Source organism: Exiguobacterium sp. s130 (assembly GCF_018619055.1).
Classification (GTDB): Bacteria; Bacillota; Bacilli; order Exiguobacteriales; family Exiguobacteriaceae; genus Exiguobacterium_A.
In genome coordinates this window covers 78441-103578 of sequence record NZ_JACSNI010000007.1, presented here as the reverse complement: position 1 = coordinate 103578, position 25138 = coordinate 78441, and the positions used below count along the sequence as shown (strand labels likewise).

The window sequence follows — 25138 nt, the reverse complement described above, 5'->3', positions numbered from 1 at the left end:
AGAAAGCGTCTTTTTATTAATCATTCGTCCGGATATGGCGTAACCCTTCTGCGAGCAAGGCGACCAATGTTCCGAGGACGAGACCGTTTGACATCAGGGTCGTCACGAGTGGCGGTAAATCGGCCGTTGCTCCTTTCGGTAGTAACAACGCACCGATGCCGACGAGGACCGGGAGACCGACCGTGATCATCGCCGTTTGACGATTCAAGTCGCGGGCTGCTTCCGTGACGCCGATGATCGCCATCCCGGCAACGATCGGTGCGACCATCGCATAACCGACAGCGACGGGGATTTTAGCGATCAATCCGACGAATGGTGTCACGATACTGAGGAAGAGACACGTGATGTTCGCATAGACGAACGCTTTGCGGTCCGTGTTATCTGTTGAAGCAATGAACCCAGCCGTTCCGGAAATGGCGACAGGCCCCACCGTACCGAACAGACCAGCGAAGAGTTGTCCGATACCAGCCGTGATACCAGCTGTTCCGACTTGTCCTTTGACGGTTTCACCACGCTTGGCACTGATGATCCGTTCGATGACCTTGATGTTCGCTAAGACGTTCGTCATTAACAACAACGAGATGATGAGAGCTGTCGGTAATAAGCTCCAGTCGACATGAATACCGCCGAACGGCAATAAACTCGGTAAAGTGAACAGTGGACCATCGAAACTTGGCATCTCGGCACGACCGATCAATGCAAACATGCTCCAACCGACGAGTAGCGTGATTAATAAAGCGTACTGGCGTAAGCGATCACTTCGTTCTAAATAAAGCGAGATCAAGACCGTCAGAATCGAGATGACGGCAGGTAATACTTGAATTCGTCCATCCTCGATATTGAGCAATCCTTTCATGACGGATCCGGACAGTTGTGCCGACAGCAGTAGCATGTAGACACCGATGACTTGCGGTGTAAAAAGAGGGACTAAGCGCCGTAAGACACCCGTCATCGTCAATACGATACAGATGATACCGCTGAGTAGGAGTAAGAATCCAAGCGACTGTAAAGTGTTTGAATAACTGCCGTACAATGTGACACCAATCGACGAATAAAGGGCAAATACACCCCACCAAATTCCAGCAGGACCTTCCATGATTGGTAGACGGTGTCCGAGCAGGACTTGAAAGAGACTTAAGATGGCAAATACGAATAGACAACGAGATAAGAAGGAAAGCGTCTCGGCACCCGAGAGTTCAAACGATGCTGCGATGGCAAGGGGCGGGGCAATGTTAGTACAGATGATGAATAAAAACCATTGAATCGTAGACACAAGGGTACGCGGCAAAACGTGAATCTCCTTTCGAAAAAACAATATTGGTTTCATCTTAAACCAATTCATGAAAAAGAGATAGGGATGCTTACAATGACTGAAAATTCTAATATTTGTTTTCATATGTGATTTAACACATAATATGGAGTATAACGGTAACGGGAGGGAATGAGATGAAAAAATGGAGTATAAGAATCATTGGAACGATTGCTGCGCTGTTGGCACTGCTCGTATTTGCCTTCATGATTTGGGCACAATTCGACTATGATGCTTCTACGCAAGCGAAGTCTTACGTGGAGACAGATACACCCCGTGAACTGACATTTGGAAAGAAGACGAGTGATGTCGGATTCATCTTTTATCAAGGGGCAAAAGTCGATGCAGCGGCCTACAGTTATTACGGTAAGCAACTAGCGAAAGACGGGCACTTCGTCGTCATCCCGAAGCTACCGTTTCGGATTGCGTTGCTTGACTCAAACGAAGGACTCGATATCATCGAGGAATATCCGCAAATCAAAAAATGGTATCTGATCGGGCATTCGCTCGGTGGAAGCGCAGCTTCCACGATCGTTGAACAACATCCAAAAATTAAGGGGATCGTTTTCCTCGCGTCCTATCCGATTGATTCGATTGATGTGCCCTCGTTGACGATTTATGGTGGACGAGATGGTGTCTTACCAGTCGCTGATATCGAAAAAAGTAAACAGGACGTTCGAAAAGATGCGGTATTCCATGAAATCAAGCAAGGGAACCATGCGAACTTTGGTATGTACGGTCGACAAAAAGGGGACAATAGCAGCTCGTTAACGTCAAAAGAACAACAGGATGAGTCATTAGATGAAATCAAACGATTTATCGATACACCTTAATCGATTCATCAATCAAACGAAAAGGATGGAGAGATTTCGGCACTGAGTCCGGAATCTCTCCATCCTTATTTTTACTGAGTCATCGATTCAACTCAAGCGATGAGCGACTTCGTCGAGCGTTGGCAGAGCAGCCATCGCGCCTTTGACGGAAGCAGCAAGTCCGCCTGAAATCGCAGCGAATCGACCGATGTCGTGAAGTTCATCTTCAGACCAATCAAATGAAAAATCGCGTAACGCACACTGGTAGAGTAAACCGGACATGAAGGCATCTCCAGCTCCTGTCGTATCGATTGCGTCGACCGTAATCGCATCGATGACAGCCATCGCACGATCCGTATAGAGAATCGATCCTTCACTTCCTCGCGTGATGGCAAGAAGACGAATCGGATATTCAGCTAACAATTCAGCAGCCCCGTCATCAAGATTCGTTTGTCCAGTTAGAAACGTCAATTCTTCCTCAGCAAGTTTGACGATTTGTGCATCCGGTAGGACAGACCGAATCGTCGTCCGTGCTTCGTCAAGATTCGGCCATAACGACTCTCGTAAGTTCGGATCGTAAGAAACCGGTACTTGGTGTGCTTTTGCACGTGCGATGGCTTTTCGTGTCGCGTTGACGGATTCTCCAGTGATTAAAGAGATCGAACCGATGTGTAATAAATCGACGGATGTGAAATCCTCCGGGACATGTGTTTCGTGGAATTGCATATCAGCGCGTTCCGCATTGATGAACTCAAATGACCGCTCGCCATCCTGCCCATTCGTGACGAGGACAAGACCTGTCTTTTGTGTTGAATCATGGACGAGATGATCGGTACGAACACCGTAATGATGTAACGTATCTTTCAAGAAATGCCCCATCGAATCATCACCGACAGCTCCAAGAAAATAACTATCAGCGCCTAATCGAGCGAGTCCGACAGAGACATTGGCAGGAGCACCCCCAGGATTTTTTTGAAACGTCATGTTTTCAGCATCAAGAGGAATCAAATCAATCAATGCTTCCCCCAAACTAAAGATTTTCATACGTAGAACTCCTTTCAAGATCCGGACGAATCCGTTCGATGTGTAAAGCCATATAGCCGATTTCTGATTCAGGTACACGTGTATCGAGTTCGACAGTCAGCCAATTGCCCATTTGACTCGCACAGGCATAAGCCTCGGCATAACGTGTTTTGACGGCAGATAAAATCACATCATCCATGTCGTGTAAGGTTTCTCCTTGTTCAATTCGGGCGAGGACCAATTTCATATGCGTGAAGAAACGATAATACGTCATCGATGAGGTCTCGATCGTTTGTCCAAAAAAGACTTCAATCTGTTCGCGCAGTTCATTGAGTAACGTCACCGTCTGCAAAGCAGTTGCCATGTTCGGATGAGTCTGGCGTGCATTATATAAGTGAAGCGCGATGTTCGCTGCTTCTTCTTTAGGGAGGGTGACCTGTAACGCGCGTTCGATTTCAAGGACTGCCCATTCTCCGATCGCATACTCCGGTCCATATAAAAGACGAATCTCTTCCGCTAGTCGATTATGCACGACGAGTTGTTCACGTGCTAGCCGTACGGCATGAGCGAGGTGATCCGTCAGACTGACATGAATATAGTCATGAAACGGCGTCTGAAGTTCACCTTCTGCATGCGAGATGATGCGTTCGGATAAGTCGATGATCTCAAGTGGTGTCGTCGTCAGAATCTCTTTGAACTGTTCCGCATTTTCAAACGAAGGGATGAACATTTTTTCGATCTTCGTCGCTTGGATCGGATCTTTTTTCTTTTTTCCAAAGGCGATACCGGGTCCCATGACGATGCGTTCTTGTCCATTTTCTTTAACGACAACTGCATTGTTGTTGAGGATTTTATGAATAATCAGCCTGACGTCCTCCTTTCCAGTCTTTTCTTTATTATAAAGCGAACGTAGACGCTTTGCGAACCGACAAATGCGACCACCGAGTCAGTGGACCCGGTTTGGTCGCATGAAGGATTAAGCAGCAATGTCTGTTTCTTTTTGTTTACGTGCATCAAGACGCATCAAGACGACAGTCGAAACAAAAGCAGTGACGACCGCAATCACGAATCCAACGAGGTAGTTGATCAAATTCGTTGCACCGAGCGGGGCGACGATCGCGATCATCGGGATTCCAGTTAGTCCGTAGGCGTTCGCCGCGACTTGCGTCAAGACGACATAACCGCCACCAATCGCACCACCGATTGCACCGCCGATGAATGGTTTTCCAAGACGTAAGTTGACGCCGTAGATGACAGGTTCCGTGATACCGAGAAAGGCTGAGAACGCAGACGGTAGGGCAAGTGCTTTGAGTTTGACGTTCTTTGTCAAGAAGTAGACGGCAAGTCCGGCACCGCCTTGAGCGACGTTCGCCATCGACCAGATCGGTAAAAGGAAGTTCTTTCCGATACTTTTATCGGCAAGTAACCCTGCTTCGATTGCATGGAAACTGTGATGCATCCCAGTGATGACAATCGTCGAGTAAAGTCCACCAAAGAGGAGACCAGCGACGACTGAGAACTGTTCGTAGAAGAAGACGAGTACGAATGAGATTCCTTTCCCGAGCAACGTTCCGATTGGACCGATGACGATCAACGCCAGGAAACCAGTGACGAGGACCGTAACGAATGGTGTGACGAGTAAGTCGAGCGTCTCGGGTGTTCGTTTCCGGACTTGTTGTTCAATCTTTGCCATGACCCAGACAGTTAAGAGAACCGGGAAGACCGTTCCTTGGTATCCGATTAACTCGATGTTCATTCCGAGGAATTTCATGACTTCAGGATCACTGTTCCCAAGTGTCCATGGATTCAAGAGGGACGGGTGTGTCATGATTCCCCCGATGACGGCACCGAGATACGGATTTGCACCGAATTCACGAGCTGCCGAGAAACCGATCAGAATCGGTAAGATGATGAAGGCTGAAGATGAGAACATGTCGAGTAGCTGAACGATCGGCGAATCGCCTTGAACCCAACCGAATGCTTTGATCATGCCGAGTAATCCCATCAAGAGACCGGCAGCGACGATTGCTGGAATGAGTGGCACGAAGACGTTCGAGAGCGAACGGGCAAGACGGGCGAACGGATTTAATTTTTGAGAGGCGGCCTTCTTAACGTCGAGTGGTTCCTCGCCATCGACTTTCACACCAGCGAGTGGTGCAAACGCAGCAAATACCTTGTTGACGGTACCAGTACCGAAGATGATTTGATATTGACCAGAGCTCGAGAAGGCGCCGCTGACACCATCTAAGTCTTCAAGTGCTGCTTGATCAACCTTTGATTCGTCATGCAAGACAAGGCGTAAGCGTGTCGCACAGTGAGCGGCAGTGATGATGTTCTCACGTCCGCCGACGAGTTCGAGCACACGTTTAGCAGTTTGTTGATAATCCATCGGAAAAGTCCTCCTTTTTCATGAAACGTGCTGAATGAGACAAAAAAAGGCAAGACCGAACAACACCTCTCCTAACGAGGTGTCATTTCGGTCTTGCCAGCCGTACTGTCACAATCCGCACTATTGATTTGATTTCATCTTAAAGGAGAAAAGAAAGCGTTGTCAATACTTAATATTCATTTTTTTGAATCTGAATATCGACCTCAACACCGTAGTGATCGGAAACGACGGGACCGTGAATCCCATCAAACACGACACCGACGCGTTCAACGTCAATTTTCCGATTCGATAAGACGAGATCAATCCGCAATCCTTGTTGATTGTCTTCCCATCCATCGATGTTGCCATTGATCGTCTCAATTCCGACCGTTTCCTTAGCTAGTAGGAAGACGTCGTGCAATCCTCGTTGCATCATAAAGTCATAACCTGTATTTCGTTCTAAGGCATCGTTGTTGAAATCACCGAGGAAGAATGTCCATTCGAGTGGGTCCATCCGAGCCATCAAGTGGTTGAATTGTTCCTGGAACGGCTCGACTTCATCTGCCCACCAGCCAAGATGGCATGTATTGAACGTAATCGGTGTACCGTCGACTTGGATCGTCGCGCGGACGATTTTTCGCGATTTCCAATCGAATGTATCTTGACTACGGCTGACATAATAACTGTCCGATTTTAAGATTGGATGTTTCGTCAAAAGAGCGAGTCCTTCTTCATACTTATCATAGCCGATATGAGCAAAATCCCAGACGAGGGAGTAGGTTTGACCTTGTTCTTTTAGCGCTTGCTGGATCAAATAGGCAAAGTTATCGTTGCGCACATCGTCATAGACGATCGGTGTGTCCATCAATTGACTCACTTCTTGTAGTGCGATGACATCATAATCTTGAGCGAGAATTTGTTGAACGATCTGGTTTAATTTTTCGAGTGGCTGTTCTTCCTGCCATGAATGACAGTTTAGTGTGAGTAGACGCATGAGTGGTCCTCCTGATTTTTCAAATAAGAAAGGTGAAACTCTTATAAAAGAGCTTCACCTTTAGGTAGTTCCCTAATCTCGCAGGTTTATGCGCCGATCCGGTCTTGGATATCTGATTTTAAGATATCGGCTTTTGGACCGTAGATGGCTTGCACGCCATTGTTCTTAAGGATCAGACCAAGTGCACCGTTTGCTTTCCAGTCTGCTTCTTTTGCGACAAGCGCTGGATCTTTGACAGTGACACGAAGACGTGTCATACAGGCATCGACGTCCTCGATGTTTTGCTGTCCACCAAGCAAATCGATGATTTGTGAAGCTTGCGAACCGTCGGCAGGAGATGATGTCGCAGCAGCCTCACCTGAAGCTTCAGTTGTCGATACGTTGATATCGTCAAGATAGTTCCCGTTACGACCTGGTGTCGCATAGTTGAACTTCTTGATGACGAAACGGAACGTGAAGAAGTTCAAGAAGAAGAAGAACACACAGACACCGATGAAGCGAATTAAATCACCAATCAAACCAGCTTTTGCAATCAATGGAATCCGCGTCAAGAGTTCGATCGCACCGAATGCGTGAATCCGAAGATGCATGACATCTGCTAGTGCAAAAGCAACACCGGTTAGTACAGCATAGATGATGTAAAGAACAGGAGCGATGAACATGAACATGAATTCGATTGGCTCCGTGACACCTGTCAAGAAGACTGCAAGTCCAGCAGATAAGAAGACCGGTTTGTATGCTTTCTTCTTATCTTCATCAACTGACATATACATTGCGACAGCAATACCGATCAATGAAGCAAGTGATGTGACGACTTGTCCTTCTTTAAAACGAGCAGGCACGACACTGTTGATCAAATCATTGTATCCTTGTGTGTTACCGGCTTGTTTTAAGTTAACAAGGTCAGTGATCCAAGCGAGCCAAAGCGGATCTTGACCGGCAACCGTCGATCCTTGAGCAGCACCTGTCAGGATTTTGTACGTTCCACCGAGTTCCGTGTAATTCATCGGGACAGTCAACATGTGATGAAGACCGAACGGAAGTAATAGACGCTCGAGTGTACCGTATACGAACGGTGCAATGATCGGTGCAGAATCACGTGAAGAGGCAATCCAGCGACCGAAGTCATTCAATAAGCCTTGAACGAACGGCCAAACGAGTGATAAGGCGAATGCTGCAACGACTGATCCACCGATGACGACGAATGGAACAAAACGCTTTCCGTTAAAGAAGGCAAGCGCATCTGGCAATTTACTGAAGTTATAAAATTTATTAAAGAGAACGGCACCAAGGAAACCAGAGATGATTCCGACGAATACTCCCATGTTGAGAGCCGGTGCCCCTAAAACTGAAGTGAAATAATCTTTTACGATGAGCTCAGAACCAAGCAATGAATCGACCGTTGCTTTTGGATCCGCGATCATGTCAGTGTTGACGCCGAAGATAGCTCCTGTGACGCGGTTGATCAAAATGAAGGCGAGTAACGCTGCGAACGCACCACCAGCACGTTCTTTTGCCCATGACCCACCAATCGCGACGGCGAATAAGACGTGAAGGTTCGTAATGATGGCCCAACCTAAATCTTCAACGATTCGAGCAATCGTTTGCATTAACGCGATATCGCCTCCATACATGCCGATCAGTTTCCCGACCGAGATCATGATTCCTGCAGCAGGCATAACCGCGATGACGACCATCAAGGCTTTACCGAGTTTTTGCCAAAAATCGAACGAAATAGCATTTTTCAAGATCATTCACTCCTTTTTATCTCTTTTTCTCTAATATGTGTGTAAGAACAGCGCAATAATGTAAGCGATTAATGCAACCGTTTGCATATAGAATTGTAAGCGATAACTTTTTAAAAAGCTAGTGTTTTATAAGAAAAATATTTAAATTTTATTTTGATTAAAAATTGATAGTTCGGAAAGGTATTCAGATTTAAAAAAAGTGGGAATAAGACTACAGTGAACGTTGTTTGGTTTCAAAAAGAAAAGATGTTGGGCGGATGAAAGAAGGGATTCAACCGATCGGGCAGTACGGTCAGCGGATTCGTACATTACGAGAACGTCATCAGTTAGATCAGCATACATTAGCTGAATTGACTAAAATGACACCTGAGGTGATTCGATGTATCGAAAATAGCATTGTGGATCCGTCTTTTTCGATGATTGAGCGGCTGGTCCGTGCTTTGCAGATTACTTCGGATCATTTGTTACGGCATATTTATATTTGGTCATCTGAAGTCATCGGTCAGCACGATCGTACGACCTTGATCGACATCCCATCGAGTTAATAGGTATGAAAAAGAGGAACGGTGGAAAAGTCCACTGTTCCTCTTTTGAGCGTTTAACGATTATCGACAGTCTCAGGATAGAGATCGTGATTGAATAGACGATGTTCTGCCATTCGTTCATATTTTGTACCAGGTTTTCCGTAGTTGTAGTACGGGTCAATCGAAATTCCACCACGTGGCGTAAATTTCCCCCACACTTCGAGGTAACGCGGTTCCATCAATTTCACGAGATCTTTCCCGATGACGTTGATGCAGTTCTCGTGGAAATCACCGTGATTACGGAAGCTGAATAGATACAATTTAAGTGATTTCGATTCGACGAGTTTTTCATCCGGGATATACGAAATGTAGATTGTCGCGAAGTCCGGTTGATTCGTAATCGGGCAAAGGCTCGTAAATTCTGGTGCATTGAATTTCACGAAGTAATCATTTTCCGGATGGCGGTTCGGAAACGCTTCGAGTACTTCTGGTTGGTATTCGAAAATATAAGGTACGGCTTTTTGGCCGAGTAATGACAAATCGTTTAAGTCTTCAGGTCGCATGAATCATTTCTCCTTAAACGCCACGGTCGTTTGCAAAAACGAGGGCATGTAATTGTGGTAGAACACGCGCGTGATTAAAGCGTTCATCACGGGCGACGCGTTCCCAAAGTGTTTTTAGATCGTGTAACATCCGTGGGGCGATCGTTCCTTCTTCGTGCGGATCCGGATTTCCAAGTGATAGATAGAGCGTTTTTAAGGCATATCGCTCTGAAATCATCGCCGCGAAGTCGAGATCTGCCTCATCAAAGATGACGATTTTAACGGCACGCTGTTGTTCCGGTAGACGCTTGAAAAAAACATCCAAACGATCAAAATCAATCTTCATGCCACTTGAAGGGGGTTTAGGACTGAGTGTGACGTCATCGATATCAAGCAACCAATTTTGCCAGTAAGAACCTTGTGTCTCAACCGACATCGTGATGTTTCGTTCTTTTAATGCCTCAACCAGCGTACCGATCGAAGCATGAAGTAACGGGTTCCCACCGGAAATCGTGACATGTCCGTAAGAGCCGAGTGCATCGAGGCGTTCCATGATCGTCTCTGCCGTCAAGAGTTCGGGTTTTTCAGAACCATCCCATGTGAAGGCGGAGTCACACCACGAACAGGAATAGTCGCAGCCACCAGTTCGGACGAACATCGTCTTTTGACCGATTGATCGTCCTTCCCCTTGGAACGTTGGTCCGAAAATCTCGAGAACCGGAATTTTTGGCGTTTTCGTTAAGGCACTCATGCTTCGTTCATCCACTCACGACGGACTTCAGCAAAAGCAGTCGGCGTCTCATAGAGTTTGACGAATTCGACACGAAGTCCACGTTCGTCTGGAAGGTGTTGACCGAGCGTCTCAAAAATCCACGCCGCCATGTTTTCAGCTGTTGTATTCATGTATGGTAATGATTCATTTAAATAACGGTGATCGAGAAGTGGTTCGAGATGTGTTTTAAAGATTTTCTTAAGATCACCAAAATCAAGTGTCATACCGCGGTGATCAAGAAAACCACTGATGCCCATATCGACATGGTACGTATGACCATGAAGCGCACGGCATTTTCCATCGTAATCATATAGGTGGTGCGCTGCGTCAAACGTTAATTTTTTGACGATCATGACGCGAGATTTCGTATAGATAAGCGAGTCGCCAGTCGGGCGCTCGACCGTTTCAGGTGCTTCGTAATTGAATGTCATGTGTGTTGAACCTCCTTGATGTATGCATCTAATCCATTTTTTCGTAATTCACAGGCCGGGCATTCGCCGCAACCATCTCCAATGACGCCGTTGTAACACGTCAACGTGCGATTTCGAACGAAATCAAACGCACCGAGCGAGTCGGCAAGCGCCCACGTTTCTTTTTTGTCGAGCCACATGAGTGGCGTGTGCAGTACGAATGGATAGTCCATTGCAAGGTTCAATGTCACGTTCAGTGACTTGATGAAGGCATCACGGCAGTCTGGGTAACCAGAAAAGTCCGTTTCACATACGCCAGTGACGATATGACGGATTCCGCGTCCTTTCGCGAGGACGGCTGCGAACGAAAGAAACAGGTGGTTTCGTCCATCTACGAAAGTAGAAGGGAGACCATCTTCATTCGTCGTGATGGTTTGGCTGTGGTCAGTCAAGGCGTTACTCGTTAGTTGACTGAGAAGAGAGAGATCAAGCTCATGGTGTTTGACACCGAGCTCAGAGGCGATGTCGCGTGCGACTTCGAGTTCTTGTGCATGACGTTGTCCGTAATTAAACGTCACGACTTCGACTTCTTCATACTGTTTCAATGCTTGAAACAGACAAGTCGTCGAGTCTTGACCGCCACTAAAGACGACAAGAGCACGTTCGTTTTTCATAATGTACACTTCCATTCCTAGTTTTTATAACGGAGGAGGTTACGAACTCCGGAGACGTAGTCTCAACTATTCACACTAGCAGAAGCCGTCAAAAAAGTCGACGTTTTCTAATGAAGGCCAAAAAAGAGATGCTGATTGTCGCTCGGACGATCGGCATCTCTTAATAGGAAATTACAGCGGATAGTGGTAATAGCGTTCTTTGACGAGCAGGTCACGGATGTTCGAGTCTTCCGAGATGACTTTCATCAAACCACCTGTTTGTGAAGCGTGTGCTTCGAGTGCCTTGATCTTTTGATCCGTATAGGCACTGACATCGTGAATGAATGTTCCTTCTCCAAGCTCTTCTTTCGTATTGTTCGCAAAAGCGACCGCAAGGAACTCAGGGCGATCGGCAGGATCCATCATCCGAAGGGCACGAACGACGGCGCGAGCTGTCGCTTCGTGATCGGGATGGACCGCGTAACCCGGATAAAATGAAATCAAGCGAGTCGGGCGCGTCTGTTGAATCAAGGTAAGGATACGGTCAGCAAGTGCCGCTTCATCCTCGAATTCAACGGTCTTATCGCGAAGTCCCCACATTTGGAGATCCGAAATCTTCATTTTTTCAGCTGCATCGATCAACTCACGTTTGCGAATCGTTGCGAGCTGTTCCCGGTTCGTAAAGACAGGGCGTCCCATGTTACGGCCCATCTCACCGAGCGTCAAACAAGCATATGTGACAGGACCACGATTTTCTGCGTGCTCGATGATCGTACCAGCAGAACTGAAGGCTTCGTCATCCGGGTGAGGGAAGACGACGAGTAAATGATCTTCGTGTGTCATGCGTCTACCTCCTCTGCACCTTGAGCGAATGGTGTCGGGCTAAGTTCAAAAGCAATCGCAAGACGTCCTTCGATATCGTGACCGGCAATCAACAATTGATCGCCAGCAAATTCGAAGTCAGTCAATCCTTCACCGTATAACCAGCCGTGGGCAAGTTTCAAACCGATCCGGTAAGGTCCGTTTCCTGTGATCAGACCACGTTCGTAAGTGATTTCCGCATTACGGAAAAACATCCCTGCGCTATGGAAAGTTGGATCTTGGTGCGTCGCATAGGCACCGTTCGTCGTCTCAACGTGTACGTATAACGGTGTATTCGCATGTTCGTCGATATAACGCTGTATTTCTTGTAAATCAATGGCTTGCATAAACTTTTCTCCTCTCCTATACAGAAAGAAGTCCGCGGATATCGCGGACTTCTTAAGCGGATCAAGACTTGACTGTACGATGTGCAGCGTGATCAGTTGGTCCGACGTATTCATTCAAACGGAATGAATGACGAATCGCGGAAGTGATGAAAGATTTTGCTGTACGGACAGCAGCTTCTACCGATGCACCTTTTGCGAGTTCGGCCGTGATTGCTGCAGAGTACGTGCAGCCGGCACCGTGCGTGTACGGTGTCTCGATTCGTTCGTCCTCAATCAGGATAAACTCTTTTCCGTCATAAAGCACGTCAACTGCTTGTGGATGGTCAATCTTACTGCCACCTTTAACAAGAACGTATTGCGCACCTTTTTCATGAATCCGCGCTGCTGCAAGTTTCATTTCGTCTATCGTTGCTGGCGTTTTACCAAGACCCGATAATTGACCTGCTTCAAAGACGTTCGGTGTGACGACTGTCGCAAGTGGTGTCAAGACATCACGAAGTGCGTTCGCTGTATCAGGGTTTAGCACCTCATCCTCGCCTTTACAGACCATAACAGGATCGATGACGACGTTTTGGACGCCGGATGATTTGATTTTTTCGGCAACGGCTTCAATGATTTCGACAGTCGGGAGCATTCCCGTCTTCATCGCATCAACACCAATACCTCCAAGGACCGTGTGGATTTGTGTCCGGACGAGTTCTGTGTCGATTGGGTAAACCGCATGATGCCAAGAATGATCAGGATCTTGAGCGACGATGACCGTCAAGGCATTCATTCCGTAGACGCCAAGTTCTTGGAACGTCTTTAAATCAGCTTGAATGCCAGCTCCACCACTCGTGTCGGAACCAGCAATCGTTAAGGCTTTACGTTTTGTCATGGGGCATTCCTCCTAAAGAAATAGACAATCCTTCTTGTTCTTCATCATAGCGAATTATGGGAAAAACAACAACTGTCGACGCTTCTGACGTACACAAAACCCCACCTCTTTTGAGTAGGCGGGGCAAGTACTTATTTAATGAATAAGAAGTCGAGAATATAGTAGATCATAGCAGCTAAAGCCATTGAAATCGGCAATGTGATGACCCATGTGATAAGCATGCGTTGCGCTGTTCCCCACTTGACACCTTTCTTACGGTGTGATGTACCTACACCCAAGATGGCAGAAGAGATGACGTGTGTCGTCGAAACCGGAAGATGAATCGCTGTCGCTCCAAAGATGATCGCTGCTGATGTTAAGTCAGCTGCAACCCCATTGACTGGACGGATTTTCATGATTTGACCACCGACGGTTTTGATGATGCGCCATCCACCGACAGATGTTCCGAGACCCATTGCGATCGCACAGGAAAGTTTAACCCAAGTGGCAACTTCGTGATCCGTTTGGAAACCAGACGAAATCAAAGCGAGTGTGATGATCCCCATCGCTTTTTGCGCATCATTCGTACCGTGTGTGTACGATTGTAATGCAGCAGTTGCGATTTGGACGTGGCGGAAGCGACGATTCGTTTTCGCCAAATTTCCTTTTTTGAAGATGATTTTAAAGACTGCATATACGATGAAACCGAGTGTGAAGGCGAGTACTGGTGAAATCAGCAAAGCTTCAACGATTTTCAAGAACCCTTTTGCTTCGATGCCACCAAATCCAACAGAGGCAACAGCTGCACCAGCAATCGAACCAATCAGTGTATGCGACGAACTTGACGGAATACCAAAGTACCAAGTCAAGAGATTCCAAGCAATGGCTGAAATCAAGGCAGCGATGACGACATAGCTCCCGTGTTCAAGTGTTGACGGGTCAACGATGTCACCAGAGATCGTTTTTGCGACTCCAGTGAATGTGATTGCACCTAGGAAGTTCATCGATGCAGCCAAAATGATGGCATGGCGTGGTTTCAAAGCGCGAGTCGATACAGCAGTCGCGATTGAGTTCGCTGTATCGTGGAAACCGTTGATGAAGTCGAAGCTAAGTGCGAGAATCACGATTATGGCGGTGATGATAAACAGGCTATCCATCTCGTTAGCTCCTCACTTAAGCGTTTTTCATGATGATCGTTTCAATGACGTTAGCTGCGTCTTGGCAGTAGTCCGCGATTGATTCGAGCGATTCATAGATTTCTTTGTATTGAATGATTTTAATTGGATCTGTTTCTGTTGCGAACAATGCTTTGATTGATTTACGGCGTAAGTTGTCACAAATCGTCTCTTGTTCTTTGATTTTAATGACATGTTCACGCATCGGTTGCAATTTACGTGCAACAAGAAGATCCATTGACGTTGCGAGTTCTGAAACAGCGATGTTGATTTCATCAACGAACTTAATCATGTGCTCGTCTGCTTGAACGATATTGTAGATTTCGAAAATAGCAGAACATTCTTCAAAGCCATCTAAGACGTCATCGAGTGCGTTAGCGAGTGCGAGTAAGTCTTCGCGATCGATTGGCGTGATGAACGCGTTGTTCAAGTCGATGATCAACTGATGCATCAAATCGTCCCCAGCTGTTTCGAAGTCTTTTACTTTATGTGCAAATTCTTTTACATCCGCGATGCCGTTGATTTTAAAGTCAACGAAGAATTGCGAAGTCGTTTTTAAGTGTCCTGCGATTTCTGATAATTTAACTGCGAATGGATCTTGTTTTTTACTAAACATTTCTTCTGCCTCCATATTAAGAACAAGAATAGAATAGTGAAGCAACTTCACGAGTTCGATTGTAGCAGACGGTATTGTAAAAGAATACATTTATGAAGCGTCTTTACGAAATCTTAATAAATCTTAATATGAAGGTGATTGTAGATTTAATAAATTATCTGACAATAGGAGATTACATGTGTACTTAATTGAAATAGGTTGGATTGCGTTGTGATTACAAGCGAATGTCTTGTGATTGTAAGAATAAAAGCGCATCAGAAGTGGGAAAAGAGGATATGGCGTATGAAAATCGAATGATATGATTAAGTCTGCGTAATTAGGTAAAAGAGGAGGATTTTATTATGCTCGTTCAAAGTTTATGTATCCCGAAGCACCAATGTGTCACGATTTCCGAAACAGCGACGATCCGTGAAGCGCTTGACACGCTTGAAAAAACCGGATACCGATGTGTCCCGGTTCTTAGTCAGACAGGACAGGATTTCAAGGGGAATATCTATAAGATGCACATTTATCGTCATGGGATGAATGGTGGCAGTTTAGACGACAATGTCATGTCGCTGATTAAGAATACATCCAAATACATCTATACAGGAAGTAATTTCTTTGAAGTCTTCTTCTCAATTAAGGAATTACCGTATATTGCGGTCTTAAATGACGACGGTCATTTTTTCGGTATCTTACCGCACGGGAAGATGCTTGGAATGCTTGAGGAAGCGTGGAATCGTGATTCGGGAAGTTACGTCTTAACGGTAGCCTTAAGTGAACAAAAAGGGGCGCTCGAGAAAATTTCGAAGATCGTTAACAAATATTCAACGGTGGCGAGTCTGATGACTCTCGATGCAAAGAGTAGTGTCATGCGTCGCGTATTAATTACGTTACCAACGGATTGTGACGAGAAGACGAAGAAAAAAATCGTGAAGAAACTTGACGACAAGGGTCTTCGTGTCGTCGCTGTTGAAGATTTAGCTGTTCGTGTATAATGGACCCGCATAAGACCAGTCATGACTGGTCTTTTTTTGAGGGAAAGGAAGGATAGACGATGAAACTATTAGTAGTAGGAGCAGGTGCGATGAGTGAGGCGCTCGTTCAAGGGTGGGTCGCTTCTGGATTTAAGCGTGAGGACATTACGATGACGAATCGCAGTGGTGGAGCACGCTTGACGGAAGTCGCGGCGCGACACGGCATTCAAACGGTCGAGCAAGAAGATGTCTCCTTATATGATGTCGTCATTCTTGGCATGCAACCCGATGGTGTACTTGCCTACGTAGCAAACCAACAATGGACGCATCAAACGATCGTTTCGATTGCGGCTCACATTACACCGAACGAAATCGAACGGTTAACAGAACGTCCGACAGTTGCTGTCATGCCGAATACACCCGTTGCCCATCGATTAGGAATGACTGGACTATGGTTCGGCTCACGCGTGAACGAAGAGATCCGAAGTGTAGTCGAGGCATTATTTGAACGTGTCGGAGAAATCGCGGAGGCAAATGAAACAACGATGCCAGCGTTCATGGCGGCAGCTGGATGTAGTCCAGCATTCTTCTATGAAATCGTAGCTGGTATGGTACCAGTTTTGACGGATGCCGGTTTTGAAGAGGGAAATGCACGTCGAATCGTTGCTCAAGCGATGAAAGGTTCAGCAGAGATTCTCATGCGTTCTAATGAGAGCACAGATCGTCTCATTGCTGACGTTGCAGCACCTGGTGGACCGACGGATCGTGGTGTCCAAGTGTTACGGGAGCGGCACCTGTTCGAAACGATGCAAGCGGCGCTACGAGAGAGTGCACGTGAAGCAAACGAATAATCCACTTCAGAACGCTTACGTATAATAAAATGCGTAAGCGTTTTTTTCGTTCACGAAAGTTTCACGTGAAACATAAGCAAAGCGATTGCATCTCGAAATGAGAATCCGTACACTATAAAAAGAAACCGTCCAGACGGTACAGTAAAATAGATAGGAAAAGGGGGAGGCTTTTGGCTAGTGCAAAAGCGCAAGAGACTCGTCGTCGGATTCTTGAAGCAACGACGACGATTATTTTGCAACAAGGATTCACCCAATTGACGCTTGAAGAAGTAGCGAAACAAGCAAATGTCTCAAAAGGTGGACTATTGTATCATTTTGCTTCGAAGGAAGCATTATTAATGGGGGTCATCGAGGCGCAAGAAGCACGACAATTTGAACTATATGAACAGCATCAGTTGACGATGGGACCGATGGAAGCGTTCGTGACGTTGCAAATCCAGCAACAAGAGGAGTTCCATCTCGACATGGATGCGCTTCTTTACTTGTTGTCCTTATTAAAGGATCATGCGACGTTCGTCGAGGAACGAAAGCGACAAGCGGAGCAGTTCTTCCGCCAACTGACAGAACAGATGGATCCGGTTGAAGTGTTATCGATTCGCTTTATATTAGACGGTTTGAAATTGTCGGAGCATTTTCAGTTTGGCGCACCGTCTCCAGATGTGCGACAACGATTAATTCAGCAATTAATAGAACGTGCACGACGACTAGATAAACAAATTGAAGAGTGAGGGAGAATCATACGATGAAAAAGATCATCCAGTTTTCGGTGAACAATAAGTTTGCCCTCTGGCTCATGACGATCATCATCACGGTTGCCGGTATTTATGCGGGAACATCGATGAAGCTCGAGACATTGCCAGACATCACGACACCGACCGTGTCGGTGACGACGATTTATCCAGGTGCTACACCAGAACAAGTTCTAGATGAAGTCAGTCGAGAACTTGAAAGTAAGGTTGAAAATTTGTCAGGAGTCGATACTGTACGTTCGACGTCCTTCCAAAATGCATCGAACCTACAAATCGACTATAACTTCAGTACGAATATGGAAGAAGCCGAGCAAAAAGTAAAAGAAGCTCTTTCAAACGTAGAACTACCAGAAGGTGTTCAGGATCCACAAGTATCACGGATTTCCTTTGATGCATTTCCAGTCATCGGATTCGCTGTCTCAGACAAGGAACGATCCCTATCTGAATTGACGAAACTCGTTGAAAACGAACTTCAACCAAAGCTTGAAGGAATCGAAGGGGCGCAGACGGTTCAAGTCGCGGGTCAAGAGATTCGCCGGATCGAAATTCGCTTCGATGAGAAAAAACTCGAACGTTACGGTCTAACCGAAGAGAATGCGAAACAATTAATTCAAGCTAATGATTCCCGTTTAGCGCTTGGCTTGTACGAGTTGGGAGATAAGGAACAAGCAGTCGTATTAGATGGAAAAGCAACGACGGTCAAGGAATTAAAAGATCTTCGTCTTCCATATACGCCGCCAGTATCGAATACTCCTGAAGCAGGACAAGCAGGACAAGCAGGACAAGCAGGACAAGCAGGACAAGCAGGACAAGCAGGACAAGCTCCATCGTCAGCCCCTGCGGCATCCCAAACGACAACAGCGACAGGCGCAACGTCCAGTCAGGCAACACAGACGGCGCCAACGCAAGTACCAACTGTCACGTTGTCGCAAGTTGCGACGATTGAGGATAAAGGGATCGAGGAATCGATCTCGCGTTCGAATGGTGAACGATCGATTGGTGTTCAAGTAACAAAGTCGCAAGATGCGAATACAGTCGATGTCGTCAATGCAGTCAAGCAGACGATCAAAGACTTCGAAAAAGAAAACGGTTCGGTCAATGCATCTGTGACACTTGATCAAGGTAAACCAATTGAGGAATCCGTTTCGACGATGATCAGTAAAGCATTGATTGGTGCGTTATTTGCGATTGTCATCATCTTGCTGTTCTTACGAAACATTAAATCAACGATCATTGCTGTTATTTCGATTCCGTTATCCCTTCTGATGGCAATTCTTGTCTTGAAGCAAATGGATATTTCCTTGAACATCATGACACTCGGAGCGATGACGGTCGCGATTGGTCGAGTCGTTGATGATTCCATCGTCGTCATCGAAAATATTTATCGTCGTTTGACGGATCCGACGGAAAAGTTAAAAGGAAAAGAACTGATCATCAGTGCAACACGAGAGGTTTTCATTCCAATCGCTTCGTCGACAATCGTTACGATCGCGGTCTTCTTACCACTCGGATTCGTTACGGGATTCGTTGGTGAGCTGTTCTTACCATTCGCTTTGACAGTCGTCTTTGCACTGTTCGCGTCCTTGATCGTTGCGGTTACGGTCGTTCCGATGTTCGCGGATTCGCTCTTTAAGCGTGGTAAAGCACCAAAACCGGAAAAAGAAGAGGGCGGAAAGTTGGCGAATGGGTATCGCCGTATGCTGAATTGGTCTCTTAATCATAAACTCATCGTCTTTGGTCTTTCAGTCTTGCTTTTGATCGGTAGTTTTGCTCTCGTACCAACGATTGGTGTCAACTTCTTGAATCAAGAAGGAGAAAAGACACTCTACGTCACTTACAATCCAAAACCAGGTCAAACGTTGGATGATTCGTTAAAAGCAGCTGATCAAGCAGAAGATTATTTCAACAAACAAAAAAATATCGATAATCTTCAGTTTACCGTCGGTGGAGAAAATCCATTGAATCCAGGGAATACGAAACAAGGTGTCTTCATCGTCCAATACGATCCAGACACGGAAGATTTCGCAGATGTTAAACAGACAGCCATCAAACAGCTGAATGCTGACATTCCGACAGGAGAATGGAAAGAGCAAGACTTTAGTGGTGGCGCAGCTTCGTCAGGCGTCTCGTATTCGATCTTCGCGAATAATATTGAAGATTTAGAAGCAGTAACACCGAAATTCGTTGATGCGATCGAAGGCGAAACGAAATATGTTCGAAAAGTAACGACAGATTTAAAAGAAGCGTATACGCAATATACGTTCGAAGTCGATCAGCAAAAAGCGGCTGAATTCGGCGTTTCAACAGCACAACTTGCGCAAGGCATTGCGAATGTCCAAGGAGAAGAAAAACCACTTTCTACTATTAAGGTAGATGGGAAGGAACTCGATGTCATCGTTCCAAACGAACAAACGACATACGATTCCGTTCAAGATTTGGAAGAGACGGATGTTGTGACACCGCTTGGCGTTCGTAAACTGTCCGATTTTGTTGAAGTGAAAAAAGGAACGACTCCTGATTCGCTCAACGAACGTGATGGAAAACTCGTCGCTACCGTGACAGCAGAACTAAAAACGGATAAAGCAACAGAGGCTTCTCAAGCGATTGAAAAGTCCGTTAAAAACATTGATCGTCCGACAGGCGTCTCGTATGAGCAAGGCGGAGTTACTGAACAGATCCAAGAATCGTTCACACAACTTGGTCTAGCAATGGCAGCAGCTGTAGCCATCGTCTATCTCGTCCTTGTCATTACGTTCGGAGGAGCATTGACGCCACTCGTCATCTTGTTCTCACTTCCGTTCGCAATCATCGGTGGGCTCGTTGCACTTCTGATTACAGGCGAGACGATTTCTGTATCGTCCTTAATCGGTGCCTTGATGTTGATTGGGATCGTCGTGACAAATGCGATCGTCTTGATCGACCGTGTCATTCATAAAGAAGCAGAAGGTTTATCGACGCGTCAAGCACTACTCGATGCAGCAGGTACACGTTTACGTCCAATCTTGATGACAGCCCTTGCGACGATCGGTGCCCTTGCACCACTCGCGCTTGGACTCGAAGGCGGCGCATTAATTTCAAAAGGATTAGGCGTGACGGTCATCGGTGGACTTACAAGTTCGACATTGTTGACACTCCTTATCGTGCCGATCGTCTATGAATTCTTAGCACGTTTCCGTAAAAAGAAGTCAATTGATTCTTGAAAAAACGATTAAATCACTAAAACGGACAGATATGCAGAAATGGCGAGAATAAGCCATTCTGCATATCTGTTTTTTTGTTTTGTTACAAAAGTATTACAAGAAAGAATTCGCGTTAAATAACTGTAACATGATGAAAATCTGGAACATGATAGGATAAATACAGAAATTATCTGACAATTCAGACGTACAATACATTCATACATAAGAGGAGAATGAATCGATGAAAGCTGTCACTCGTGTTTTGTTAACCTTAACGTTACTTATCAGTAGTTGGACACTCGTCCCAGCATCAACGCAAGCTGCAACAAGTAAAAAAGTAGTAGTATCAGTGGATGTGTTGAATATTCGTGCAAAAGCTGCTGTATCGAGTAAGCGAGTCGGGCAATTGAAACTTGGACAAGCTGTAACCGTCGTAGGTCAACTCAAAGAATGGTATCAAATCCGTCATCAGGGGAAATCAGCATACATCGCCTCTACATATACGAAAGCATATAACGCTAAAGCGACGAAAGGTCTTAGTAAAACAGGATCAACGATCGTTTCGGTAGCAGAAGGTCTTAAAGGACGTCCTTATGTTTTTGGTGCGACAGGTCCTGTTAGCTTTGATTGCTCAGGATTTACGCGTTACGTTTATCAAGCACTAGGAAAATCACTCCCACGTACGGCAGCGGCTCAATACTCAGCAACAAAACGTACGGCACCAGGCGCTGGTGATCTCGTCTTCTTTACACATGGAAGTGGGATTCAACACGTGGGAATCGCTGTCGATGGTGGTACGATGATCAATGCGAACTCGTATTATGGAAGAGTCGTCAAAGAATCGTTCCGTGGCGGTTACTGGGGATCACGGTATGTAGCAGCAGGGGCACTTTAAACGAAATGAAGCGGCGAATTCAAATCGGTGAACTCGTCGCTTTTTTATATGGATTCAGGTATAAGGAAGAACGGTCGTTCCAGCAATGAACGCCGAGGGCACTTCAATTTGTGGACGAGCAACGAGATCTTCGCGGACGGTCAATTGAAAAGCATGTTGTCCGATCGTAGCATATGGAATCGCGATCGTCGTCATCGCTAAGACTTCAGCGAGTTCACTTCCATCAAAGCCAATGACAGAGAGATCTCCCGGGACCTGATAGCCTTGTTTTCGTAGTTCCAAGATCAGACCTGCCGCCACGTGATCACTGGCAGTCAAGATGGCGGTCGGACGTTGTTTTTGTTGCATCCAGCGCCTTGCGACGGTCGCACCATCTTCGATCGTTAAGGTCTGTTCGTAGACGAACTCGTCACGTACGACCTCTTGATATGCATGTTTACGCGCCAAGCTATTTGTGCTGTCAGGTCGCCCAAGACAGATGCCGATACTTGTATGTCCTTGTTGACGAAGATGTGCAAGTCCCTGTTGAAAGGCCGTATAGTGATCGATATAGACAGCAGCGACGTCTTCGTGGTGTTCACAAAAGACAATCGGTCCATAACGTTCATACGATAAAATCGCTGATAACGGAAGGCTGTGCGACACGACGATGAGTGCGTCGATCTCCTGTTGCGCTAGCGCATCAAGAGCGAGTTGCTCATGCGTTTCCACATAATTCGTTTGCCACGTCAAGAAACGATAACTGGCGTCAAAGGCAGCTTGTGCGATGCCTTGGAGAATGGCGGCGTGATATGGATGATCAACGAATGGGAGCATGACACCGACCGTCTTCGTCATGCCCGTCGAAAGATGGACAGCGGTTTGATTACGGATATAGCCAAGTTTTACTATCGCTTCTCGGACAGCTTGTCGCTTCTCGTTAGCAACGTAAGGGTGATCATTTAGTACACGTGAGACTGTCGTGACGGACACGTTTGCTTCACGTGCCAAGTCTCGGATGTTCGTCATCGCGCATCCCTCCTTTAGGTCTGGCGAGATAATCGTTGTTCAAGTCGGCGCCAATCCTGTCGCGAGACGGGAGCCGAGAATGGAGATGTCTGTTCAGCCAATTCATTGATTTTTGAGAGCAGTCGTGTTTTTTCTTGAGGAGATAAATCAGGATATTGATCAACCAACGTGTGTTGACACAAATAATAGCCTGCTGGTGTGTGCAATTGTTCAATCGCCCATTCAAAAGCAACATTCCGCTTGAATAGCTGGGTTAACCGAGTATGGATCGACATGATGATTACCTCCTTTTTAGTGTATATCAAGACGATAGGCTATGAAACGCGTTTCACGGCAAGAACTATTTTTGAGCAACGGATTGATTGAGAAAATTCAGCAAGAATTGACCGAGTAGACAAAGAAGTCTATGATTGTGACGATACAACACAAAGAGGGGCGAACGTAAAATGGAATCGACAGACTCGAAGCTGGCATTAAAAATGCTCGTTGTTCTATCTCGGACGATGCATGCGGTGACGGAGCAAGTGAAGGCAGACATCAAAACACATCAGTTGAATTTATCGGAATTCGGAGTTCTTGAATTGCTTTACCACAAAGGGGATACGCCTTTACAACAGATTGGCGATAAAATTCTGTTAACGAGCGGCAGTGTGACGTATGTCGTCGATAAACTCGAAAAGCGTGGATTGATTGCGCGAAAATCATGTGCGACGGATCGTCGTGTCACGTTTGGAACTCTAACGGAAGCTGGACGCGAACTGATGGAAGAAACATTCCCGAAACACGAAGCTTTTTTAGCAGACTTGTTCAAGGATTTGTCGGTTTCTGAAAAGGAACAGTTGATTGATCAATTGAAACGAATCGGTTTACGAGCCGAACATTACACGCCGCTCGAAAATGTATAAGGATTAGCACTCATAAGATCAAGAAAGCTCGAGTCATAGACTTGAGCTTTTTTTTGTTCGTTTGGAAGTCAAACTAATTGACAAACGAAAAGGTGGTTGGTATGTTTAGTTACAGAATTTACTTTAAATAAAAGGGAGAAATAATAATGACTAAATTACTTTATGTAACTGTTAACCCGAAAGCTACAGAACACTCTTTCAGCCTTCAAGTCGGTGAAGCATTCCTCGAAAGCTACAAAGCAGCGAATCCTTCAGCTGAAGTAGAAGTTCTTGACCTATATAACGAAACAGTCCAAGAAATCGACACAGACGTGTTAAGCGCATGGGGCAAATTCGCAACAGGCGAAGAATTAACAGAAGTGGAGATCGCAAAAGTTGGTACGATGACAAAACATCTCGAACAATACATGGAAGCAGATGAGTATGTCTTCGTCACACCAATGTGGAACTTCTCTTTCCCAGCACGTCTCAAAATGTACATCGACAGCGTACTTCTTGCAGGTAAAACATTCGCTTACACTGCAGAAGGTCCTAAAGGTTTGATGGAAGGCAAAAAAGCACTCCACATCCAAGCGACAGGTGGCGTGTACACAGGATCTGGTCTTAACTTCGGTGATGACTACCTCCGTCAAGCACTTGCTTTCACTGGTGTAACAGACTACGATGCCCTCTTCATCGAAGGTATGGCGATGAACCCAGAAAAAGCAGAAGAAATCAAAGAAGCAGCAATCGCAAAAGCGAAAGAACTCGGTCGTTCATTCTCGACTGTCAACGCATAAGATAAGCGTAAAAAGGCTCCCGCCGTGTCGGGAGCCTTTTTGTATTTGTATTGAGTTAAGAGAGCGTTGATTTTTTGCGAAGCACAAGCGTCAGGAAGAGCAACAAATCTTTTAATTTCTCAAAGCCGCGGGGATGCGTCGAGATACGATAGAGCCACTCTAGCTTGAGGCGACGGAATAATTTTGGAGCACGCTTACTATGTCCGGACCAGACATCGAATGCACCACCGACACCGATGAAGATGCCGTGATCGACTTGATCATAAACAGAAGCGATCCATTCCTCCTGTTTTGGCGCACCGAGTGCGACGAGGATAAGATCAGCTTGTACTTCTGCGATCGCTCGCGTTGCTTCCTCTGTCTTTCCAAAACCGTGAAACGTACCGACGAAGCGGATGTTCGGAAAACGAATCGATAACTGATGGATCAACGATTTCATAACTTCCGGGCGTCCACCAAGCAAAAAGACACGCTTCTTCAGTGCATCTGCCGTCCGCAATAGTTCACGTGCCGTCTCGATCCCTGGCAATGTCGCAGTGAGGGGCGCTCCCATTCGTTTACTGGCAGCGGTCACACCAATACCATCTGGTGTGATAAACGTCGCCTGCCGCAAAATGGCTTCGTAAGAAGGTTCGCGCAATGCACGCAACACGAGCTCAGGATTCGCCGTGACAAGAAAGGCTTTTCCGCGGTCGTGTAAGATTGTTTTAATATGGGTATACCATTGCGAAGGTGTCGCATCGACGAATGGTAGTCCAAATAATTGTTTTGTCTGAATCATAGTTTCCCACCTCATCATCCAT

General features: G+C 46.1%; 27 protein-coding genes. 9 read left to right on the top strand and 18 right to left on the bottom strand.

What is annotated here, in order from left to right; translation table 11 throughout:
• Positions 1-16: 16 nt before the first annotated feature.
• Positions 17-1288 carry a purine/pyrimidine permease gene (locus HZS85_RS14830; RefSeq protein ID WP_023469734.1) on the bottom strand — a complete coding sequence of 424 codons (1272 nt, stop codon included), beginning with the start codon at positions 1286-1288 and terminating at the stop codon, positions 17-19.
• A gap of 158 nt (positions 1289-1446) precedes the next feature.
• Here HZS85_RS14830 and HZS85_RS14825 point away from each other — a divergent pair, with 158 nt between their 5' ends.
• Positions 1447-2142, top strand: coding sequence for an alpha/beta hydrolase (locus HZS85_RS14825; RefSeq protein WP_214856694.1), 696 nt, complete (start codon positions 1447-1449; stop codon positions 2140-2142).
• A gap of 87 nt (positions 2143-2229) precedes the next feature.
• Here HZS85_RS14825 and HZS85_RS14820 read toward each other — a convergent pair whose 3' ends face one another.
• The 5 genes from HZS85_RS14820 to HZS85_RS14800 form a co-directional block, all read right to left on the bottom strand.
• Positions 2230-3165, bottom strand: a complete 936-nt coding sequence (locus tag HZS85_RS14820; protein WP_214856693.1) for a carbohydrate kinase family protein — start codon at positions 3163-3165, stop codon at positions 2230-2232.
• Positions 3152-3994 (bottom strand): PRD domain-containing protein, encoded by an 843-nt coding sequence (locus HZS85_RS14815; RefSeq protein WP_231681717.1) that lies wholly within the window; start codon positions 3992-3994, stop codon positions 3152-3154. The genes HZS85_RS14820 and HZS85_RS14815 overlap by 14 nt, the downstream gene beginning before the upstream one ends.
• Before the next feature lie 126 nt (positions 3995-4120).
• Positions 4121-5533: a sucrose-specific PTS transporter subunit IIBC gene (locus tag HZS85_RS14810; RefSeq protein ID WP_214856692.1), complete on the bottom strand. Its 1413-nt coding sequence runs from the start codon at positions 5531-5533 to the stop codon at positions 4121-4123.
• A gap of 169 nt (positions 5534-5702) precedes the next feature.
• Positions 5703-6506: an endonuclease/exonuclease/phosphatase family protein gene (locus tag HZS85_RS14805; RefSeq protein ID WP_214856691.1), complete on the bottom strand. Its 804-nt coding sequence runs from the start codon at positions 6504-6506 to the stop codon at positions 5703-5705.
• Positions 6507-6592: 86 nt separating this feature from the next.
• Positions 6593-8260, bottom strand: coding sequence for a PTS transporter subunit IIBC (locus HZS85_RS14800; RefSeq protein ID WP_214856689.1), 1668 nt, complete (start codon positions 8258-8260; stop codon positions 6593-6595).
• A gap of 251 nt (positions 8261-8511) precedes the next feature.
• Here HZS85_RS14800 and HZS85_RS14795 point away from each other — a divergent pair, with 251 nt between their 5' ends.
• The gene (locus HZS85_RS14795; RefSeq protein ID WP_214856688.1) at positions 8512-8799 is read left to right on the top strand and encodes a helix-turn-helix domain-containing protein; all 288 of its coding nucleotides are present in this window, start codon (positions 8512-8514) and stop codon (positions 8797-8799) included.
• Positions 8800-8852: 53 nt separating this feature from the next.
• Here the strand turns inward: HZS85_RS14795 and queF are convergent, their stop codons facing one another.
• The 9 genes from queF to HZS85_RS14750 all read right to left on the bottom strand — a co-directional run bounded on the left by queF (position 8853) and on the right by HZS85_RS14750 (position 15010).
• Entirely contained in the window at positions 8853-9341 is a 489-nt protein-coding gene (gene queF, locus HZS85_RS14790; protein ID WP_035412002.1) for a preQ(1) synthase, read from the bottom strand.
• 13 nt (positions 9342-9354) lie between these two features.
• Positions 9355-10071: a 7-carboxy-7-deazaguanine synthase QueE gene (gene queE, locus HZS85_RS14785; RefSeq protein ID WP_214856687.1), complete on the bottom strand. Its 717-nt coding sequence runs from the start codon at positions 10069-10071 to the stop codon at positions 9355-9357.
• Complete coding sequence (gene queD / locus HZS85_RS14780; protein WP_023469724.1) at positions 10068-10523, bottom strand: 6-carboxytetrahydropterin synthase QueD; 456 nt, start codon at positions 10521-10523, stop codon at positions 10068-10070. The genes queE and queD overlap by 4 nt, the downstream gene beginning before the upstream one ends.
• A complete protein-coding gene (gene queC / locus HZS85_RS14775; protein WP_023469723.1) occupies positions 10520-11176 on the bottom strand; it encodes a 7-cyano-7-deazaguanine synthase QueC in 657 nt (218 codons plus the stop codon). The genes queD and queC overlap by 4 nt, the downstream gene beginning before the upstream one ends.
• Before the next feature lie 171 nt (positions 11177-11347).
• Positions 11348-11998, bottom strand: a complete 651-nt coding sequence (gene bshB2 / locus HZS85_RS14770) for a bacillithiol biosynthesis deacetylase BshB2 (protein WP_214856686.1) — start codon at positions 11996-11998, stop codon at positions 11348-11350.
• The gene (locus HZS85_RS14765; RefSeq protein ID WP_029342921.1) at positions 11995-12363 is read right to left on the bottom strand and encodes a YojF family protein; all 369 of its coding nucleotides are present in this window, start codon (positions 12361-12363) and stop codon (positions 11995-11997) included. The genes bshB2 and HZS85_RS14765 overlap by 4 nt, the downstream gene beginning before the upstream one ends.
• 61 nt (positions 12364-12424) lie before the next feature.
• Positions 12425-13240, bottom strand: a complete 816-nt coding sequence (pdxK, locus tag HZS85_RS14760) for a pyridoxine/pyridoxal/pyridoxamine kinase (protein ID WP_214856685.1) — start codon at positions 13238-13240, stop codon at positions 12425-12427.
• Between the two features lie 131 nt (positions 13241-13371).
• Positions 13372-14376, bottom strand: coding sequence for an inorganic phosphate transporter (locus HZS85_RS14755; RefSeq protein ID WP_035412015.1), 1005 nt, complete (start codon positions 14374-14376; stop codon positions 13372-13374).
• Between the two features lie 16 nt (positions 14377-14392).
• Positions 14393-15010, bottom strand: a complete 618-nt coding sequence (locus tag HZS85_RS14750) for a DUF47 domain-containing protein (RefSeq protein ID WP_035412018.1) — start codon at positions 15008-15010, stop codon at positions 14393-14395.
• A 341-nt stretch (positions 15011-15351) separates the two neighbouring features.
• Between HZS85_RS14750 and cbpA the strand changes: the two genes are divergently transcribed.
• The 5 genes from cbpA (at position 15352) to HZS85_RS14725 (ending at position 21643) form a co-directional block, all read left to right on the top strand.
• Positions 15352-15990: a cyclic di-AMP binding protein CbpA gene (gene cbpA, locus HZS85_RS14745; RefSeq protein WP_035412021.1), complete on the top strand. Its 639-nt coding sequence runs from the start codon at positions 15352-15354 to the stop codon at positions 15988-15990.
• A 59-nt stretch (positions 15991-16049) separates the two neighbouring features.
• A complete protein-coding gene (locus HZS85_RS14740) occupies positions 16050-16820 on the top strand; it encodes a pyrroline-5-carboxylate reductase family protein (protein ID WP_214856684.1) in 771 nt (256 codons plus the stop codon).
• A gap of 170 nt (positions 16821-16990) precedes the next feature.
• Positions 16991-17548 carry a TetR/AcrR family transcriptional regulator gene (locus HZS85_RS14735; protein ID WP_214856683.1) on the top strand — a complete coding sequence of 186 codons (558 nt, stop codon included), beginning with the start codon at positions 16991-16993 and terminating at the stop codon, positions 17546-17548.
• 14 nt (positions 17549-17562) lie between these two features.
• Positions 17563-20769, top strand: a complete 3207-nt coding sequence (locus HZS85_RS14730) for an efflux RND transporter permease subunit (RefSeq protein ID WP_214856682.1) — start codon at positions 17563-17565, stop codon at positions 20767-20769.
• 220 nt (positions 20770-20989) lie between these two features.
• The gene (locus tag HZS85_RS14725; RefSeq protein WP_214856681.1) at positions 20990-21643 is read left to right on the top strand and encodes a C40 family peptidase; all 654 of its coding nucleotides are present in this window, start codon (positions 20990-20992) and stop codon (positions 21641-21643) included.
• A gap of 54 nt (positions 21644-21697) precedes the next feature.
• Here HZS85_RS14725 and HZS85_RS14720 read toward each other — a convergent pair whose 3' ends face one another.
• Positions 21698-22651, bottom strand: coding sequence for a LacI family DNA-binding transcriptional regulator (locus tag HZS85_RS14720; protein WP_214856680.1), 954 nt, complete (start codon positions 22649-22651; stop codon positions 21698-21700).
• Positions 22652-22665: 14 nt separating this feature from the next.
• Positions 22666-22926, bottom strand: a complete 261-nt coding sequence (locus tag HZS85_RS14715; protein ID WP_035412036.1) for a hypothetical protein — start codon at positions 22924-22926, stop codon at positions 22666-22668.
• A 171-nt stretch (positions 22927-23097) separates the two neighbouring features.
• On the opposite strand from HZS85_RS14715, the gene HZS85_RS14710 reads away from it, so the two are divergent.
• Together HZS85_RS14710 and HZS85_RS14705 are read left to right on the top strand one after the other, a co-directional pair.
• The gene (locus tag HZS85_RS14710; RefSeq protein WP_029342913.1) at positions 23098-23556 is read left to right on the top strand and encodes a MarR family winged helix-turn-helix transcriptional regulator; all 459 of its coding nucleotides are present in this window, start codon (positions 23098-23100) and stop codon (positions 23554-23556) included.
• Between the two features lie 146 nt (positions 23557-23702).
• Positions 23703-24335: an NAD(P)H-dependent oxidoreductase gene (locus tag HZS85_RS14705; RefSeq protein WP_023469709.1), complete on the top strand. Its 633-nt coding sequence runs from the start codon at positions 23703-23705 to the stop codon at positions 24333-24335.
• Positions 24336-24390: 55 nt separating this feature from the next.
• Here HZS85_RS14705 and HZS85_RS14700 read toward each other — a convergent pair whose 3' ends face one another.
• Complete coding sequence (locus HZS85_RS14700; RefSeq protein ID WP_214856679.1) at positions 24391-25116, bottom strand: WecB/TagA/CpsF family glycosyltransferase; 726 nt, start codon at positions 25114-25116, stop codon at positions 24391-24393.
• Between the last annotated feature and the right edge of the window lie 22 nt (positions 25117-25138).